Below are 15,740 nucleotides of genomic sequence, written 5' to 3'. Positions count from 1 at the left end.
CTAAAATTGAATATGTATGCGAGAATATGCAAACATCTTTGTTAATGAATAAGAATGACATATGCGCAATACAGAAAAGCAAGACAACTTAGTTCGTGCATTTAAAGCCTTACTAAAAGAAGAACGTTTTGGCTCACAAGGCGAAATTGTTGATGCCCTCAAACACGAAGGTTTTGAAAGCATCAACCAATCTAAAGTCTCGCGTATGTTAACCAAGTTTGGTGCTGTTCGAACTCGTAACGCGAAAATGGAGATGGTTTACTGTCTTCCTGCTGAACTGGGTGTTCCAACCGTTTCTAGCTCGCTAAGAGAATTAGTATTAGATATTGACCACAACAATGCATTGGTTGTGATACACACTGGCCCTGGTGCAGCTCAACTAATCGCTCGTTTGTTAGACTCACTAGGTAAGTCGGAAGGCATACTGGGCGTAGTCGCAGGCGATGATACGATCTTTATTACACCAACCTTATCAGTAACCACCAAGCAACTGTTCGATTCAGTGTGCGAACTGTTTGAATACGCTGGCTAACTGCTCATAGTTTCATAACTATCCATCGTATTAATGGATCACGAATATCTATTTGCTTCGTGATCCAAATCACATCCTAGAATATCTACCTCCCCTTCCTCCGAACAACACTAAACCATTGATTTTAAAAAACTCAGTAGCAAATTAAACACGAGATCTACGCATCATTTGTTAGATTTTTTAGCTATATCTTTTAACATTCGAGTAATTTTCTGCCAATTTTTGATATTATTCAGACACTTTTTCATCACATGGATTGAAAAAGGTGCCGTTTCCAAATAGGAAACTCCAGAAACAACTACACTTGTTTCAGGGTTAATAATGAATAAAGGAAGGGAAATTCATGGCATTTACCAAACTTATTAAAGTTGGTGCTATTGCAGCTGCTGTAATGGGCGCTGGCGCAGTTAACGCTCAAGAGTTCATCACGATTGGTACTGGTTCAGTTACGGGTGTTTACTACCCAACTGGTGGTGCGATTTGTAAGCTAGTGAACAAGGGCCGCAAAGACCACAACATTCGTTGTTCTGTAGAGTCTACTGGTGGTTCAATCTACAACGTTAACACCATCCGTGCTGGTGAACTAGATTTCGGTGTTGTTCAATCGGACTGGCAATACCACGGCTACAACGGTACAAGTAAGTTCAAAGATCAGGGCGAATACAAAAAACTTCGCGCTATGTTCTCTCTACATACAGAACCGTTCAACATCATCGCTCGTACCGATGCTGGCATCAACAATGTTTCTGACCTAGCTGGTAAGCGTGTAAACATTGGTAACCCAGGCTCTGGTGACCGTGCAACTATGGGTGTTGTAATGGATGCTATGGGTTGGACAAACGACAGCTTCAAACTGGCTTCTGAACTTAAAGGTTCTGAGCGTTCACAAGCACTTTGTGACAACAAGATTGACGCATTCATCTACATGGTTGGTCACCCGAACGGATCAATCAAAGAAGCAACAACGTCTTGTGATGCAAAACTGGTTTCAGCAACAGGTCCACAGATCGACAAGATCGTAGCTGAAAACCCATACTACGCTTACAGCACAGTTCCTGCTGGCATGTACCGTGGTACAGACGCTGACGTAAACAGCTTTGGTGTTGCAGCAACTATGGTAACAACTTCAGACGTTTCTGAAGAAGTTGCATACAACGTTGCTAAGGCAGTATTTGAAAACTTTGACACTTTCAAACGCCTACACCCAGCATTTGCGAACCTGAAGAAAGAAGACATGGTTAAAGCGGGTATCTCTATCCCTCTTCACCCAGGTGCAGAAAAATACTACAAAGAAGTGGGCCTTCTAAAGTAACTCTACTTTAAGCCTACTACACCAATAAGGAGGCTAGCCCTCCTTATTGGCTTTTCACGTTTTATAAAAATAACTTAAGTGAAAAGAGCAAACCTTTAAGTTTCTCCAATTTGGCGAACTTACCTTCGTATCAAGCCTAAGACAAAGACGAACAAACAAACGCATTTCCCTATCCATTCACTACACTAGATAGGAAATAAATAACGTCTCGTTGTTCGTAAGAAAGGCAGACCATCAATAATAAGGATAAAGTACATGACGCAGACAACATCACCGTCTCCAGATGTGCAAGAAATGGTGGCACAATCAGACACTGGTGCGCGTAGCCCTCGCGGTATCCAAGGCCGTATTTTATGGTTTGTGCCTCTATGTTGGTCACTGTTCCAACTTTGGTATGCATCTCCGCTGCCGTTCATTTTTAACTTCGCAATTTTAAACGACACTGAAGCTCGAGCAATTCACCTTACGTTTGCTATTTTCCTAGCCTTTACCGCTTATCCAGCCATGAAGAACTCGCCGCGGGATCGCATCCCAGCAGTCGATTGGATATTGGCGCTAGTAGGTAGTTTTTCAGCTTCTTATATCTATATTTTCTACACTGAACTTGCCGGTCGTTCGGGCGCACCAACAACATTCGATATTGTTGCAGCCGTCTTCGGCATGGTTCTACTGCTTGAAGCAACACGACGCGCTTTAGGTCCACCTCTTATGGTTGTGGCGGCAGTATTCCTACTTTACACCTTTGGTGGTCCACACATGCCAGACGTTATCGCCCATAAAGGTGCGAGCCTGAACAAGGCAATGTCGCACCTGTGGCTAACAACGGAAGGTGTATTTGGTGTAGCTCTTGGCGTATCAACGTCATTTGTATTCTTGTTTGTACTGTTTGGTGCAATGCTAGAACGTGCTGGTGCTGGCGCTTACTTCATCAAGGTTGCATTCTCTCTGCTTGGTCACATGAAAGGTGGTCCAGCAAAAGCAGCCGTTGTAGCGTCTGGTTTATCTGGCCTAGTATCAGGTTCATCTATTGCAAACGTGGTAACCACGGGTACCTTTACTATCCCGCTAATGAAGCGTGTTGGTTTCCCTGGTACAAAAGCAGGTGCAGTAGAAGTAGCGGCTTCAACCAACGGTCAATTAACGCCACCTATCATGGGTGCTGCTGCATTCTTGATGGTTGAGTATGTGGGCATCTCGTATGTGGAAGTTATCAAAGCAGCATTACTGCCAGCTCTTATCTCTTACATCGCTCTGATTTACATTGTTCACCTAGAAGCATGTAAAGCAGGTATGACAGGCCTACCTCGTCGTCACACACCAACTATCGTACAAAGCCTACTGTCTTTCACTGGTACCATTTTAGGTCTATGTGTTATCAGTGCCGCGGTTTACTACGGTGTGGGTTGGACGAAAGATGTGTTTGGCGATGCGGCAACACCAATCGTAACTGTGGCGCTACTAATCGCTTACGTTGCTTTGGTTCGCGTATCAGCAAAATACGCAGCTGAAGGTGGCATGGAAATCGATGCAGACTTAAAAGAAGTTCCAGATCCAGGTCCAACGATTAAATCTGGTTTGCACTTCCTACTGCCTATCGTAGTGCTAGTTTGGTGTTTAACGGTTGAACGTTTCTCTCCAGGTCTATCTGCATTCTGGGCAACAGTGTTCATGATCTTTATCTTGATCACTCAGCGTCCTTTAATGACTCTGATGAACAAATCTGACGATCTTGCAGAGCAAACTAAAGCCGGTTTCGTTGACCTAGCAGAAAGCTTGGTTTCAGGTGCACGTAACATGATCGGTATCGGTGTAGCGACAGCTGCTGCAGGTACGGTTGTAGGCGTGGTGACTCTGACGGGTATCGGCCTTGTAATGACGGATTTCGTTGAATTTATCTCAGGCGGTAGCATCATTCTTATGCTGCTATTTACTGCAGTAATCAGCTTGATCCTAGGCATGGGCTTACCAACCACAGCAAACTACATCGTTGTATCAACGCTGATGGCTCCGGTAATCGTTACTCTGGGCGCTGCGCACGGTCTTATCATCCCACTGATTGCTGTGCACTTATTCGTGTTCTACTTCGGTATTCTTGCCGATGATACGCCTCCAGTTGGTTTAGCAGCGTTTGCTGCAGCCGCGATTGCGAAATCCGATCCGATTCGTACGGGTATTCAAGGTTTTACCTACGATATTCGTACCGCAATCCTGCCATTCATGTTCATCTTCAACACCCAACTTCTGTTGATGGGTATTGATTCTTGGTGGCACTTAGCGTTGACGATTTTCTCTTCTGTGACTGCGGTACTTATCTTTGCAGCAGCAACACAAGGTTGGTGGTTCACGAAGAACAAGTGGTGGGAAACGATTCTGCTTATCGTTCTGACCTTCTCTTTCTTCCGCCCAGGTTTCTGGTGGGACATGATTTATCCAGAGAAAGTTCTTTCACCTGGAGTTGAGATCGCTCAAATCACAGAAAATCTATCTGTGGGACAATCACTTGAATTGAGAGTAGGTGGCGAAAACTTAGAAGGTAACTATTCTGAGAAGACGGTTCGCCTTCCATTTGAAGATTCTGCGAAAACAAGTGAAGACCGTATTGCTTCAATGGGCCTTATGCTGACACAAGCCGACGACAAGATGATTGTTGATATGGTTGAGTTTGGCAGCCCAGCAGAAGCAGCCGGCATTGACTTTGATTGGGAAATTAAATCAGTTATCCAAGACGCAGATCGACCGATGAAAGAGTGGGTATTCTTGCCTGCCCTACTGATTTTGATTGGTTTAGCAATGAACCAAAGAAGACGTGCTCGTAAGGATGAGATTAGCGCGTAATGGATAGAGCCAAGTAGTGCTCAACCCTATTTGGCTTTTTTATTACATGGAAAAGATAATGACAGCGCTTGGTAAGCACTAGGCGCTGCTTAAAATGAGACGAATACATGTATAGACAAATCCTTGTTCCCGTTGATCTTAACGACAAAGGCTTTTCTGACAAAGCTGTCGAGCTAGCGGTATGGCACGCAAAACACAGTAATGCTGAGATTCACATTCTGAACGTACTACCGGGCATTCACATGTCGATGGTGGCGTCTTACTTCCCGAAAGATGCAGCGAACCAAATGAAGCTTGATGTCAAAAATCAGCTGAAAGAGTTTGCCGACAAACACATCGACGATGAAGTGGTATATAAGGTTCACGTTGCTGAAGGTAAAACTTACGCGACGATTCTTGATTACGCAGAAAAGCTTGGTGCTGATCTTATTGTGATGCCTAGCCACAAGCGTTCGAAAATCGACAAAGTGGTACTTGGTTCTGTTGCGAGCAAAGTGGTACAGAACTCACCAATCAATGTATTGGTTGTTAAGCCGCAAGGCTAAATCACTTAATCAACATAACGATCTAAAAAGGTTGGCCTAAAAGCCAACCTTTTTTGTTTTGAGGTCTACTCGCTTAATACCAATCGTAGTAAAGATCTCAAGAATCAACTCACTAAGTTTTGCGGGTTACCTGCGACAAAGCCATCTATGTTGTCCATTAATATATCCGACAGCTTTTGAATGGAACTGTCACTGCCCCACGCTACATGTGGTGTCAGTAGTAAGTTAGGTAAGTGGCTGTTGGCCAATAGTGGATTTGAGTTATCTGCAGGCTCTTGTGTGAACACATCCATACCCGCTCCGGCAATCTCATGTTTTTTCAAAGCCTCAACTAGGGCTTGCTCGTCGACCAATCCACCACGCCCCGCATTGATCAACACCGCGCTTGGTTTCATCATTGCTAGCTCTTGATCCGAAATCAGATTTCGAGTCGCTTCAGTCAATGGACAATGTAGGCTGATCGCATCCGCTTGCTGTAACACCGCTTCAAAAGGCAGATAGCCTTCTCGACAAGCGTCAGCCCCTTTTCGTTCAGCAAAGATGACCTTCATACCAATCGCTTTAGCTAATATCGCGGTTGCTTGCCCTAAGCTACCACTGCCCATTAAGCCCAATGTGCTGCCCGCCACGTCTTGAATCGGATGAGTAAAGAAACAGAACTGCTTATCCTTCTGCCACTCTCCCGCTTCAATATCTTGGTGATAACCGACGAGGTTTCTCTTTAACGTAAACAACATTGCAATCACATGCTCAGGAACCGATTGAGTCGCATAGCCCTGTACGTTAGCCACCGCGATACTGTTGCTCTTGCAGTATTCCACATCGACATTATTCACACCTGTCGCAGAAACCGCGATCAGCTTAAGTTGATGTGCTTGGGCCAAATTCGACTCATTGAGCACCACTTTATTGGTGATCACGACATCGGCACCTTCAACTCGCTCTAAGACTTGCTCAGGAGTCGTGAAATCATATTCAATCCATTCATGTTCAAAGCTAAGCGGTTTTAAATTGATTTGAGATGGGATGGTGGCTCGGTCGAGAAAGACCACTTTCAGCTTCGGCATTGTACTTCCTTAGATAAGTCGATTGATTACTCTTATTCTAAGCTTTTAGCTTACTGTAGTCTGGAAGCTCTGGCGCAATTTCAAAGTGCTGTTCAATTTGTGGTGACGCTTGAGGGTAAAACTCGCAAGGGACAAAGGCTTTGAACCGTTGGTTGTTCGCAGGATGATAGAAGCTTAGTTCACACGCATGCAAAGCCAGACGATCGCTATACTCAAAAGCTTCAGGCGTTGCATAAAACTCGTCGCCCACAATTGGATTCCCTATTTCCATACAATGCACACGCAACTGATGAGAGCGGCCAGTAATCGGTAATAACTTCAACAAGGTGGTTTGAGTCTCTTCTTGCTCTACCACATAGCGAGTCTGCGATGGTTTACCGTCATCAAAACATACTTTCTGCCTAGGACGATTCGGCCAATCACAAATGAGTGGCAGATCAATGAACCCCTCTTTTTCTTCTACTGCCCCCCACACTCGTGCGTAATAGAGCTTGTGTGTCAGTCGATATTGGAACTGCTTCTTCAAATGCCGCTCAGCTTGTTTGTGTTTAGCCAACAGCATCAAGCCCGATGTCGACATATCCAAGCGATGCACGACTTGAATATCAGCAAACTCTTCAACCAACCGACTCCACATACTGTCGTAATGCTCTGGCAATCTTCCCGGCACTGAAAGTAAGCCAGCAGGCTTGTTCACCACAAGAATATCGTCATCTTGATAGACAATGTCGACCCACGGTTCACGTGGTGGTGTGTACTGTTCTAACGCCATTGAAGCCTCTTAATTACTGGTGAACAAATAACTTACGGTTGATTTGTTTATTATTAAATACAATTTCCAACATTTTTGTACATAAAAGTTGACGACCTTACAAAACATGGTATTGATAGGATAACGGAAAATAAGAAGTCAGCATCAAAGGAAAAATGATGGAAAGTACGGTTAAAACAACCACCGAAAAAGCACAAACCTCAGCTCCCCTATCAAGTTTAATCAAGTCTCTTGGCCCAGGCATTATGATGGCCGCAGCAGCAGTAGGTGGCTCTCACTTAGTTGCCTCGACCAAGGCTGGTGCGATTTATGGTTGGCAGCTCGCCGCTCTTATTATTCTGGTTAACGTATTTAAATACCCATTCTTTAGAGCCGGTATCCAATATACATTGGGAACAGGCCAAAGCTTGGTTGAGGGCTACTCTAATCTAGGTCGCCCATACCTTGTGATCTTTTCAATATTGAGCGCCATTTCCGCCGTCGTGAACACGGCTGCTTTGCTATTATTCAGTGCAAGCCTACTTAGCTACTTTGTTCCTTTCGAATTAGCCACCAGCACATTATGTATGATCGTTTTAGCAACCTGCTTGATCATTCTATTTGCAGGCCACTATCGTGCTCTTGATACATTATCGAAGGCAATCATGGCGATCCTTACGATCACTACTCTAGCCGCTGTCGCGATTGCTATTGGCTCTCCTGTTGAACCTGATGCGGCTTTTGTTCCGCCATCACCTTGGTCGTTGGCCGCTATCGGCTTTATCGTCGTGACCATGGGTTGGATGCCAGCACCTATAGAAATTTCTAGCATCACCTCTATGTGGTTAAAAAGCCAAAAAGAGAAGCAAGAAGTCACAGCTCAATCAGCGCTGTTCGACTTTAACGTCGGCTACATTGGTACGGCGCTGCTTGCTTTAGTATTCGTGGCTTTAGGTGCGCTGGTACTTCACGGTTCAGGTGTTGAACTATCTCGCTCTGGCGTTGGTTTCACTCATCAATTGGTGGGTATCTACGCCTCCACGATTGGTGAATGGTCTCGTCCGCTCATCGCCATCATTGCTTTCTTCTGTATCTTTGGCAGTACGATTACGGTTATCGACGGCTACTCACGTGTACTTGCGGAATCACAACGTCTGTTATTCAAAAAAGAGTCGAGCCCACGCATGCTACAAGGTTGGATCATCATTGTTTCTATCGCGGCATTAGCGATTGTGATGTTCTTTAGCGCAGCATTGATGCCAATGTTGGATTTTGCAATGGTACTCGCCTTCGCAACGACGCCATTCTTCGCGCTGCTTAACTTCATTTTGGTAAACAAAGCCAAGCTTCCTGAAGCGCTAGCGATTGGCAGCAAACTAAAATGGTTATCTGTTGCAGGCCTAGTTTACTTATTTGGTTTCTTAGCGGTATTTGTTTGGTGGAAGTGGTTAATGTAATTCCCCCATAATTACCATTTAAAGACCCAAGATAAAAATAAGGCCTTCATGATGAAGGCCTTATTTCGTTGAAGTATTTAGCTAGTCCAAAACTAGTTGTGAGAAACCACAATCAAGCGTAATGAATCCAGCTGAACCTGAGCCTTGCTGATGTAACCTGTCAGTTCACTGATTTGAGCTTCGATAACCTCAAGCTCTTCATCACGAATGTTAGGGTTCACCGCTTTAAGCGCTTGTAGACGCTCTAGCTCACCATTCAAGTTAGTTTGCATATCTTTCTGAGCTTGCTGACGTACTTCTTCAACCTTCGGCAGTACATGCGTCTCACCCGCTTCGATTAGCTTATGAATCTCGCCTTGTACCGAGTTCACTAGCTTGCTCGCTAGGTGACGGTTTACAGGGCTTAGCTGGCGGTTAAAGCTATCAAACTCAACCTGAGCAGATAGATCGTTACCACGACCATCCATCATCAAACGAATCGGAGTTTTAGGCAGGAACTGGCTGATACCGCTGCGTTTCGGTGCTTGCGCATCCACAAGGTAAACCAGCTCAAGCAGGATAGTACCAACAGGCAGCGCTTTGTTTTTCAGCAGTGATACCGCTGACGCACCGACACCTTCACTCAATAGCAGATCAATACCGCCTTGAATCATTGGGTGCTCCCAGCTGATGAAGTTCATGTCTTCACGAGAAAGGGCTGTATCACGGTCGAACGTGATGGTTGCGCCTTCGTAAGGTAAACCTGGGTAGCTTGGTACCATCATGTGCTCAGATGGTGTCACAACTAGCGCATTTTCACCCTTGTCGTCTTGGTTCAAACCAATCGTGTCGAACAGGCTCAGGGCAAACGTTACTAAGTTAGTATCGCCATCAGTCGAAGCAATCTTCTCTGCGATTTCGTGTGCTTTGTCACCACCGTTTGAGTGCATCTCAAGTAGGCGATCTCGACCTTTTTCTAGATCCGCTTTTAGGCTTTGATTTAGCTTGGCAGACTCTTCAATTACTTCATCCAACTGTTCTGTATTACCAGAAGCCAGCATTTCGATAAGAACATCTGAGTATTTGTCGTAAACCGTGCGGCCAGTTGGGCAGGTTTCTGCAAACGCGTTCAGACCTTCATCAAACCAACGAGCAAGAATCGCTTGTGATGTGCCTTTTAGGTAAGGAACATGGATGTCGATATCACGCAGTTGACCGATACGGTCCAAACGACCAATACGTTGTTCAAGCAAGTCTGGGTTGAACGGAAGATCGAACATCACTAGTTGATTAGCGAACTGGAAGTTACGACCTTCAGAGCCAATCTCACTACAGATCAGAACCTGAGCACCGCCCTCTTCTTGAGCGAAGTAAGCCGCGGCTTTATCACGCTCTAGAATCGACATGCCTTCGTGGAATACGGTTGCACGTACACCTTCACGTTCACGCAGTGCTTGTTCTAATTGAAGCGCCGTACTTGCACGAGACGCGATCACTAGGATCTTTTCACTGCGCTTGTCTTGGATCTTCTCAATCAACCAGTTAACGCGTGAGTCGAACTGCCACCAGCTTGAGTCTTCACCTTCAAACTCTTGGAAGATCTCTTCTGGGTACAGCATCTTCATTGCACGAGCTTCTGGTGCCATCTTGCCACCGATCATGCCTGATACACGCATCGAGGTTGTGTACTGCGTTGGAATACCCATCGGCAGTAGGTTTACATTACGCTTAGGGAAGCCTTTGATTGCAGCACGTGTGTTTCTGAATAGAACACGGCCAGTACCATGGCGATCCATAAGGTTATCAATTAGTTCTTGGCGAGCTAGTGCTTGCTCTTCTTCGCTGCTATCACCTTCGATAACGCGGAATAGAGGCTCTACATCTTGCTCAGAAAGCAACTCGGTAATCTGATTCTTCGCACTGTTTTCAAGCTTCACGCCAGAAAATAGCGCTGTTACGGCATCAGCAACCGGTGCGTATTGGTCTTCTTCTTCAACGAAGGCTTCGTAATCGTAGAAACGATCAGGATCCAGTAGACGAAGACGTGCGAAGTGGCTCTCACGACCCAGTTGCTCTGGAGTTGCTGTTAGTAGCAATACGCCAGATGTATTTTCAGCTAGGCCTTCCACCACTTGGTATTCGCGGCTTGGCTTATCTTGGCTCCACTCAAGGTGGTGCGCTTCATCGACAACCAACAGATCCCACTCACCTTCAAGGGCTTGCTCATAGCGCTTGCGGCTCTTACGTAGGAAATCCAAAGAACACAGAACGTATTGCTGAGTATCAAATGGGTTGTCTGATTCAGCGAAAGATTCGATACAACGCTCTTCATCAAAGATCGAGAAGTGCAGATTGAAACGACGCATCATCTCTACTAACCATTGGTGCTGAAGAGTTTCAGGCACAACAATCAGAATACGTTCAGCTCGGCCAGACAGCACCTGTTGGTGGATGATCATGCCCGCTTCGATGGTTTTACCTAGGCCAACTTCATCAGCAAGTAAAACACGTGGAGCATGACGACGACCGACTTCATGAGCAATGTACAGCTGGTGAGGAATCAAGCCAGCACGCATACCACACAGGCCGCGCATTGGGCTCTTGTGTTGTTGGTATTGATTGCTTAGCGCGCGGTAACGCAACACAAAGTTGTCCATACGGTCGATTTGACCTGCGTACAGTTTATCTTGTGGCTTGTTAAAGCGGATCTGGTTGCTTAAGAATATTTCACGCAGAGCGACTTCTGTTTCTTGGGTATCTTCGCGAGTACCTAAGTAGGTTAACAGTCCTTTGTCTTCGATAACTTCCTCGACAGACAGAGACCAACCTTCTTGGCATTCGATGACATCGCCTACATTAAACGTTACTCGGGTTACGGGAGCATCAGTACGTGCATACACACGGTTTTCTTCTGACGCTGCAAACATTAGTGTCACTGTACGAGCATCCATTGCTACAACGGTACCTAAACCTAAATCGCTCTCCGTATCGCTTATCCAGCGTTGCCCCAAAGCAAATGTCATGAATCGACTACCTCAATCTTATAGTTGGAATTTGGTCTTTTTTAACTGCAATTTTGAACAAGAGCATTATCGCTCCCGAACTAAAAATATAGCCAAAAATGCCTAGTTTGCAGCCACTTTTTAAGTGCGCTCTAGATAATAAATATCTCGAGAAAATGGTGCAGAAAAAGGTCGCTAATCTTACTCGATGCTGTGATTTAGGTCACGCCTAAAGGAGATGATTTCGTGCTTTTTTTCTGTTTTCGCCAGTGCAATCAAACTGTCAAAAAATCATGGTTAATCTATAGGTAGCAGATTGCTGCTCTCAAACGAATACGCCATATTCATCGACAACGATATGGCGGTATTCCTCTAGATGAAGTTTAGGTGAGTAGTTGACTATCACCAGAATCAGATACTAATCTTTATATGAGCTTTATCTACGTTCAATGAATGCAAGGCAAGCCGCACGTCGGCAAGGAGATGCTATGGGCGAGACCAACCGGAAGCTATTTGTTTTAGACACCAATATCCTACTTCACGAACCCTTCGCTATATTTTCTTTCCAAGAGCACGATGTCGTTATCCCCATGACAGTGCTAGAAGAACTCGACAGAATCAAAGACAGTAAGAGAGACGTTGCTCGAGATGCGAGAATTGCGATTCGAACGCTCGAAGACCTGTTCAGGGAAGCCACACCAGACCAAATCTCGGAAGGCATTCCATTTTCTAAAGAGATTAACGCCTCTGGCAGTATTTCAATACTCGCAGATTACGAACTTCAAGAAAGCATCAAGGCCTTCGCAGACGACAAAGCTGGCGATAACCGAATCCTCAACGCTGTCCTCTATCTTCAAAACAAACGCGCGCCACGCGAAGTGGTTCTCATCACCAAAGACATCAACATGCGCTTACGAGCCAAAGGCGCTGGTGTCCGTTTCGTTGAAGATTATCAAACCGACCAACTGATCGATGATATCCAATACCTCACCAAAGGCTTTCAACAGCTCGAAGGTTCATTTTGGGATGGTATCGACAATGTCGAGAGCAGAAGTTTAGGCGGCAAGACGCTGCACACCTTAGCAAGAGAACCATTCGAACCTACGTTCCTCAACCAATATGTGATTGACGAAGAGAGTGACTTTGCCGCTCGAGTCGAAGAAATTGAGCCAGAAAGCATCACACTGAGAGACCTCAGTCGTGAAAGACTGATGAATCGCAGAGCGTGGGACATCACACCCAAGAACGTCTATCAAGGTATGGCGATCGATGCCCTGCTCGACCCTGATATTGATCTGGTAATCCTCACTGGTGCAGCAGGTAGTGGTAAGACACTGTTAGCGATGGCCGCTGCGCTTGAACAAACTATTGAACGTAAACAGTTCGATAAGATCATCGTAACCCGAAACACGCCAGACATTGGTGAGTCGATTGGTTTCCTTCCGGGTACCGAAGAAGAGAAGATGTTACCTTGGTTGGCCGCGGTAACCGATACGCTCGAAGCGCTGCACAAGAATGACCACTGCACCGAAGGTTCAATGAAGTACATCTGTGACAAAGCCAATATCCAGTTCAAGTCGATCAACTTCATGCGTGGCCGTTCCATCCAGAATGCGTTTGTGCTTCTCGATGAGTGTCAGAACCTCACTGCATCACAAATCAAAACCATCATCACCCGTTGTGGTGAAGGGACCAAGATTGTCTGCTCAGGTAACCTAGCACAGATAGATTCTTCTTATTTAACCCCTGTGACTTCAGGCTTAACCTACATGGTTGAGCGTTTTAAAAACTTCGAAGGCAGTGCCAATATCCACCTCAATGGTGTGGTACGTAGCCGACTGGCAGAGTTTGCTGAAGAGAACATGTAATCGCTTTCTACTACTAACCCTCCCTCAAAAACAAAAAGCGCCTCACATTGGAGGCGCTTTTCTATTTAATCTTTTGAAGTAAGTTGGCAGAGATTCGTCTGAATTACTCAGTACCACCAACGGTTAGTGAGTCGAGTTTCAATGTTGGTTGACCAACACCCACTGGCACGCTTTGACCAGCCTTACCACATACACCAACACCACGGTCGATACTTAGGTCGTTACCAACCATAGACACCTGCTGCATCGCTTCGATACCAGAGCCGATCAGTGTTGCGCCCTTAACTGGGTGAGTGATCTTACCGTTTTCAATCATGTACGCTTCAGAAGCTGAGAACACAAACTTACCAGAAGTAATATCAACCTGACCACCACCGAAGTTTGGTGCGTAGATACCTTTCTCAACCGTCGCAATGATCTCTTCAGGTGTGTGTTCACCCGGTAGCATGTAGGTGTTCGTCATACGTGGCATTGGAAGATGCGCATAAGACTCACGGCGACCGTTACCTGTAGGAGCAACACCCATTAGACGAGCATTCAGCTTGTCTTGCATGTAACCTTTTAGAATGCCGTTTTCGATTAACGTGTTGTACTGACCGTTTACACCTTCATCATCGACGTTCAATGAACCACGAAGATCAGTCAATGTACCATCATCAACAATCGTACATAGGCTTGAAGTAACTTGCTCGCCAACCTTACCCGAGAATACTGATGACTCTTTACGGTTGAAATCACCTTCTAAACCATGACCTACCGCTTCATGCAGTAGCACGCCCGGCCAACCAGAACCAAGAACGACAGGCATTGCACCAGCAGGCGCAGCCACTGCTTCAAGATTAACAAGCGCTTGGCGAATCGCTTCATCAGCAAATTGGTAAGCAACCTGGGTTCCTTTGTCATCACTTAAGAAGAAATCGTAACCAAAACGGCCACCACCACCAGCACTACCACGCTCACGGCGATCGCCTTTCTGCGCAAGTACACTGATTGATAGACGAACAAGCGGACGAATATCGCCAGCGTAAGTTCCATCCGTCGCAGCAACCAGCATCTGCTCATGCACACCGCTTAGGCTTACCGATACTTCAGTCACCATAGGCTCTTTAGTACGAATGTAAGCGTCTAATGATTTCAGTAATTCTGTTTTCTGCTGTTTTTCCCAGCTCGCTAGCGGGTTAACTGCATCATAGTAAGCTTGGTTAGAGTTGCGTTTGAAAGCTTGTACCTTGCCGTTTTGACCTTGCTTCGCGATACCACGAGCGGCAATCGCGCTCTGTTTAAGACCATCCAGTTGAATTTGGTCAGAGTAAGCAAAGCCGGTCTTTTCGCCGGATACCGCACGAACACCAACACCGCAATCGATATTGAAAGAGCCGTCTTTAATAATGCTGTCTTCTAGCACCAAAGATTCGTGCCAGCTTGACTGAAAGTAGATATCAGCATAATCAATTTGGCGGGTAGCAATGCTCGCCAATGTATCTGCGATATTTTGCTCCGTAAGCCCTGTTGGGTTCAGTAGCGCTTCTTCAATTTGATTAATGCTCATAGATGGCTCTTGTTTGTAATTAAAATTGATTGGTAAATCGAGAGTGTTGCGCGATAGGCATATTTTGCCTGATTGATTCGCAACTGGACGTGTCTATCTCAACCACCATACTTTTAGGATCTTGGTCTAACTGTGCGACCACTCTTCCCCAGGGATCAACCACCATAGAGTGTCCCCATGTTTCTCTTTGGCAAGGATGCTTACCACCTTGCCCTACCGCGACGATCCACGATTGTGTTTCGATCGCACGGCATCTTAATAGTGCTTCCCAATGCGCCTGTCCGGTTACTGCGGTAAACGCTGCCGGAACCACTATAATTTGCGCACCTTGCTTACGTAACTCTGAATACAAGTGTGGAAAGCGCACATCATAACAAATACTCAAACCTAAGCGACCAAAAGGCGTTTCCGCTGTCACAACTTGTTCACCCGGCGTGAAAATGTCAGACTCTCGATAGCACTTATGGGCATCTGCGACATCCACATCAAACATGTGTAGCTTGTCGTAGTGAGCAACCAGGCAGCCAAAGTCATCAATAACCAAGGTGGTAGTAGTCACGCCTTTGGCTGACCTTATCGGCATGCTGCCAACAACAATCCAAACACGATGAAGCTTGGCTAGATCAGACAATTGCTTTTGCAATGGGCCGTCATTTAAAGGCTCTGCATATTGGTGATAGTCTGCCTTACTGCCAAAAACCAATGCATTTTCAGGGCAAACTACCCACTTAGCCCCTAACTCTTTGCACTTCACTATCTCTTGAGCGAGATAATCGAGATTACTTTCAGGGTTAGGGCCTGAAGTCATTTGAATCAATCCAACACAATCCATGTGTACCGCAT

At 45.6% G+C, this 15,740-nt stretch carries 11 protein-coding genes; 6 read left to right on the top strand and 5 right to left on the bottom strand.

Annotated elements, in window-relative coordinates; genetic code table 11:
* Positions 1–61: 61 nt before the first annotated feature.
* The 4 genes from argR (at position 62) to L0992_01850 (ending at position 5,224) form a co-directional block, all read left to right on the top strand.
* The gene (gene argR, locus L0992_01865) at positions 62–532 is read left to right on the top strand and encodes a transcriptional regulator ArgR (protein XGB67481.1); all 471 of its coding nucleotides are present in this window, start codon (positions 62–64) and stop codon (positions 530–532) included.
* Between the two features lie 343 nt (positions 533–875).
* A complete protein-coding gene (locus L0992_01860) occupies positions 876–1,844 on the top strand; it encodes a TAXI family TRAP transporter solute-binding subunit (protein XGB67480.1) in 969 nt (322 codons plus the stop codon).
* A gap of 255 nt (positions 1,845–2,099) precedes the next feature.
* A complete protein-coding gene (locus L0992_01855) occupies positions 2,100–4,679 on the top strand; it encodes a TRAP transporter permease (protein ID XGB67479.1) in 2,580 nt (859 codons plus the stop codon).
* Between the two features lie 107 nt (positions 4,680–4,786).
* A complete protein-coding gene (locus L0992_01850) occupies positions 4,787–5,224 on the top strand; it encodes a universal stress protein (protein ID XGB67478.1) in 438 nt (145 codons plus the stop codon).
* 104 nt (positions 5,225–5,328) lie between these two features.
* On the opposite strand, the gene L0992_01845 is transcribed toward L0992_01850, so the two are convergent.
* Entirely contained in the window at positions 5,329–6,291 is a 963-nt protein-coding gene (locus L0992_01845; GenBank protein ID XGB67477.1) for a D-2-hydroxyacid dehydrogenase, read from the bottom strand.
* 37 nt (positions 6,292–6,328) lie between these two features.
* A complete protein-coding gene (locus L0992_01840) occupies positions 6,329–7,063 on the bottom strand; it encodes a pseudouridine synthase (protein XGB67476.1) in 735 nt (244 codons plus the stop codon).
* Positions 7,064–7,221: 158 nt separating this feature from the next.
* On the opposite strand from L0992_01840, the gene L0992_01835 reads away from it, so the two are divergent.
* Positions 7,222–8,499, top strand: coding sequence for a divalent metal cation transporter (locus L0992_01835; GenBank protein XGB67475.1), 1,278 nt, complete (start codon positions 7,222–7,224; stop codon positions 8,497–8,499).
* Between the two features lie 92 nt (positions 8,500–8,591).
* Here L0992_01835 and rapA read toward each other — a convergent pair whose 3' ends face one another.
* Positions 8,592–11,501, bottom strand: coding sequence for an RNA polymerase-associated protein RapA (gene rapA / locus L0992_01830; protein XGB67474.1), 2,910 nt, complete (start codon positions 11,499–11,501; stop codon positions 8,592–8,594).
* 467 nt (positions 11,502–11,968) lie between these two features.
* Here rapA and L0992_01825 point away from each other — a divergent pair, with 467 nt between their 5' ends.
* Positions 11,969–13,348, top strand: coding sequence for a PhoH family protein (locus L0992_01825; GenBank protein ID XGB67473.1), 1,380 nt, complete (start codon positions 11,969–11,971; stop codon positions 13,346–13,348).
* A 103-nt stretch (positions 13,349–13,451) separates the two neighbouring features.
* Here L0992_01825 and tldD read toward each other — a convergent pair whose 3' ends face one another.
* Entirely contained in the window at positions 13,452–14,897 is a 1,446-nt protein-coding gene (gene tldD, locus L0992_01820; GenBank protein ID XGB67472.1) for a metalloprotease TldD, read from the bottom strand.
* A gap of 19 nt (positions 14,898–14,916) precedes the next feature.
* Positions 14,917–15,729 (bottom strand): carbon-nitrogen hydrolase family protein, encoded by an 813-nt coding sequence (locus L0992_01815; GenBank protein XGB67471.1) that lies wholly within the window; start codon positions 15,727–15,729, stop codon positions 14,917–14,919.
* Between the last annotated feature and the right edge of the window lie 11 nt (positions 15,730–15,740).

The sequence above is a fragment of the Vibrio pomeroyi genome (assembly GCA_041879425.1).
Classification (GTDB): domain Bacteria; phylum Pseudomonadota; class Gammaproteobacteria; order Enterobacterales; family Vibrionaceae; genus Vibrio; species Vibrio pomeroyi_A.
This window is presented reverse-complemented; position numbering and strand designations above follow the sequence as displayed.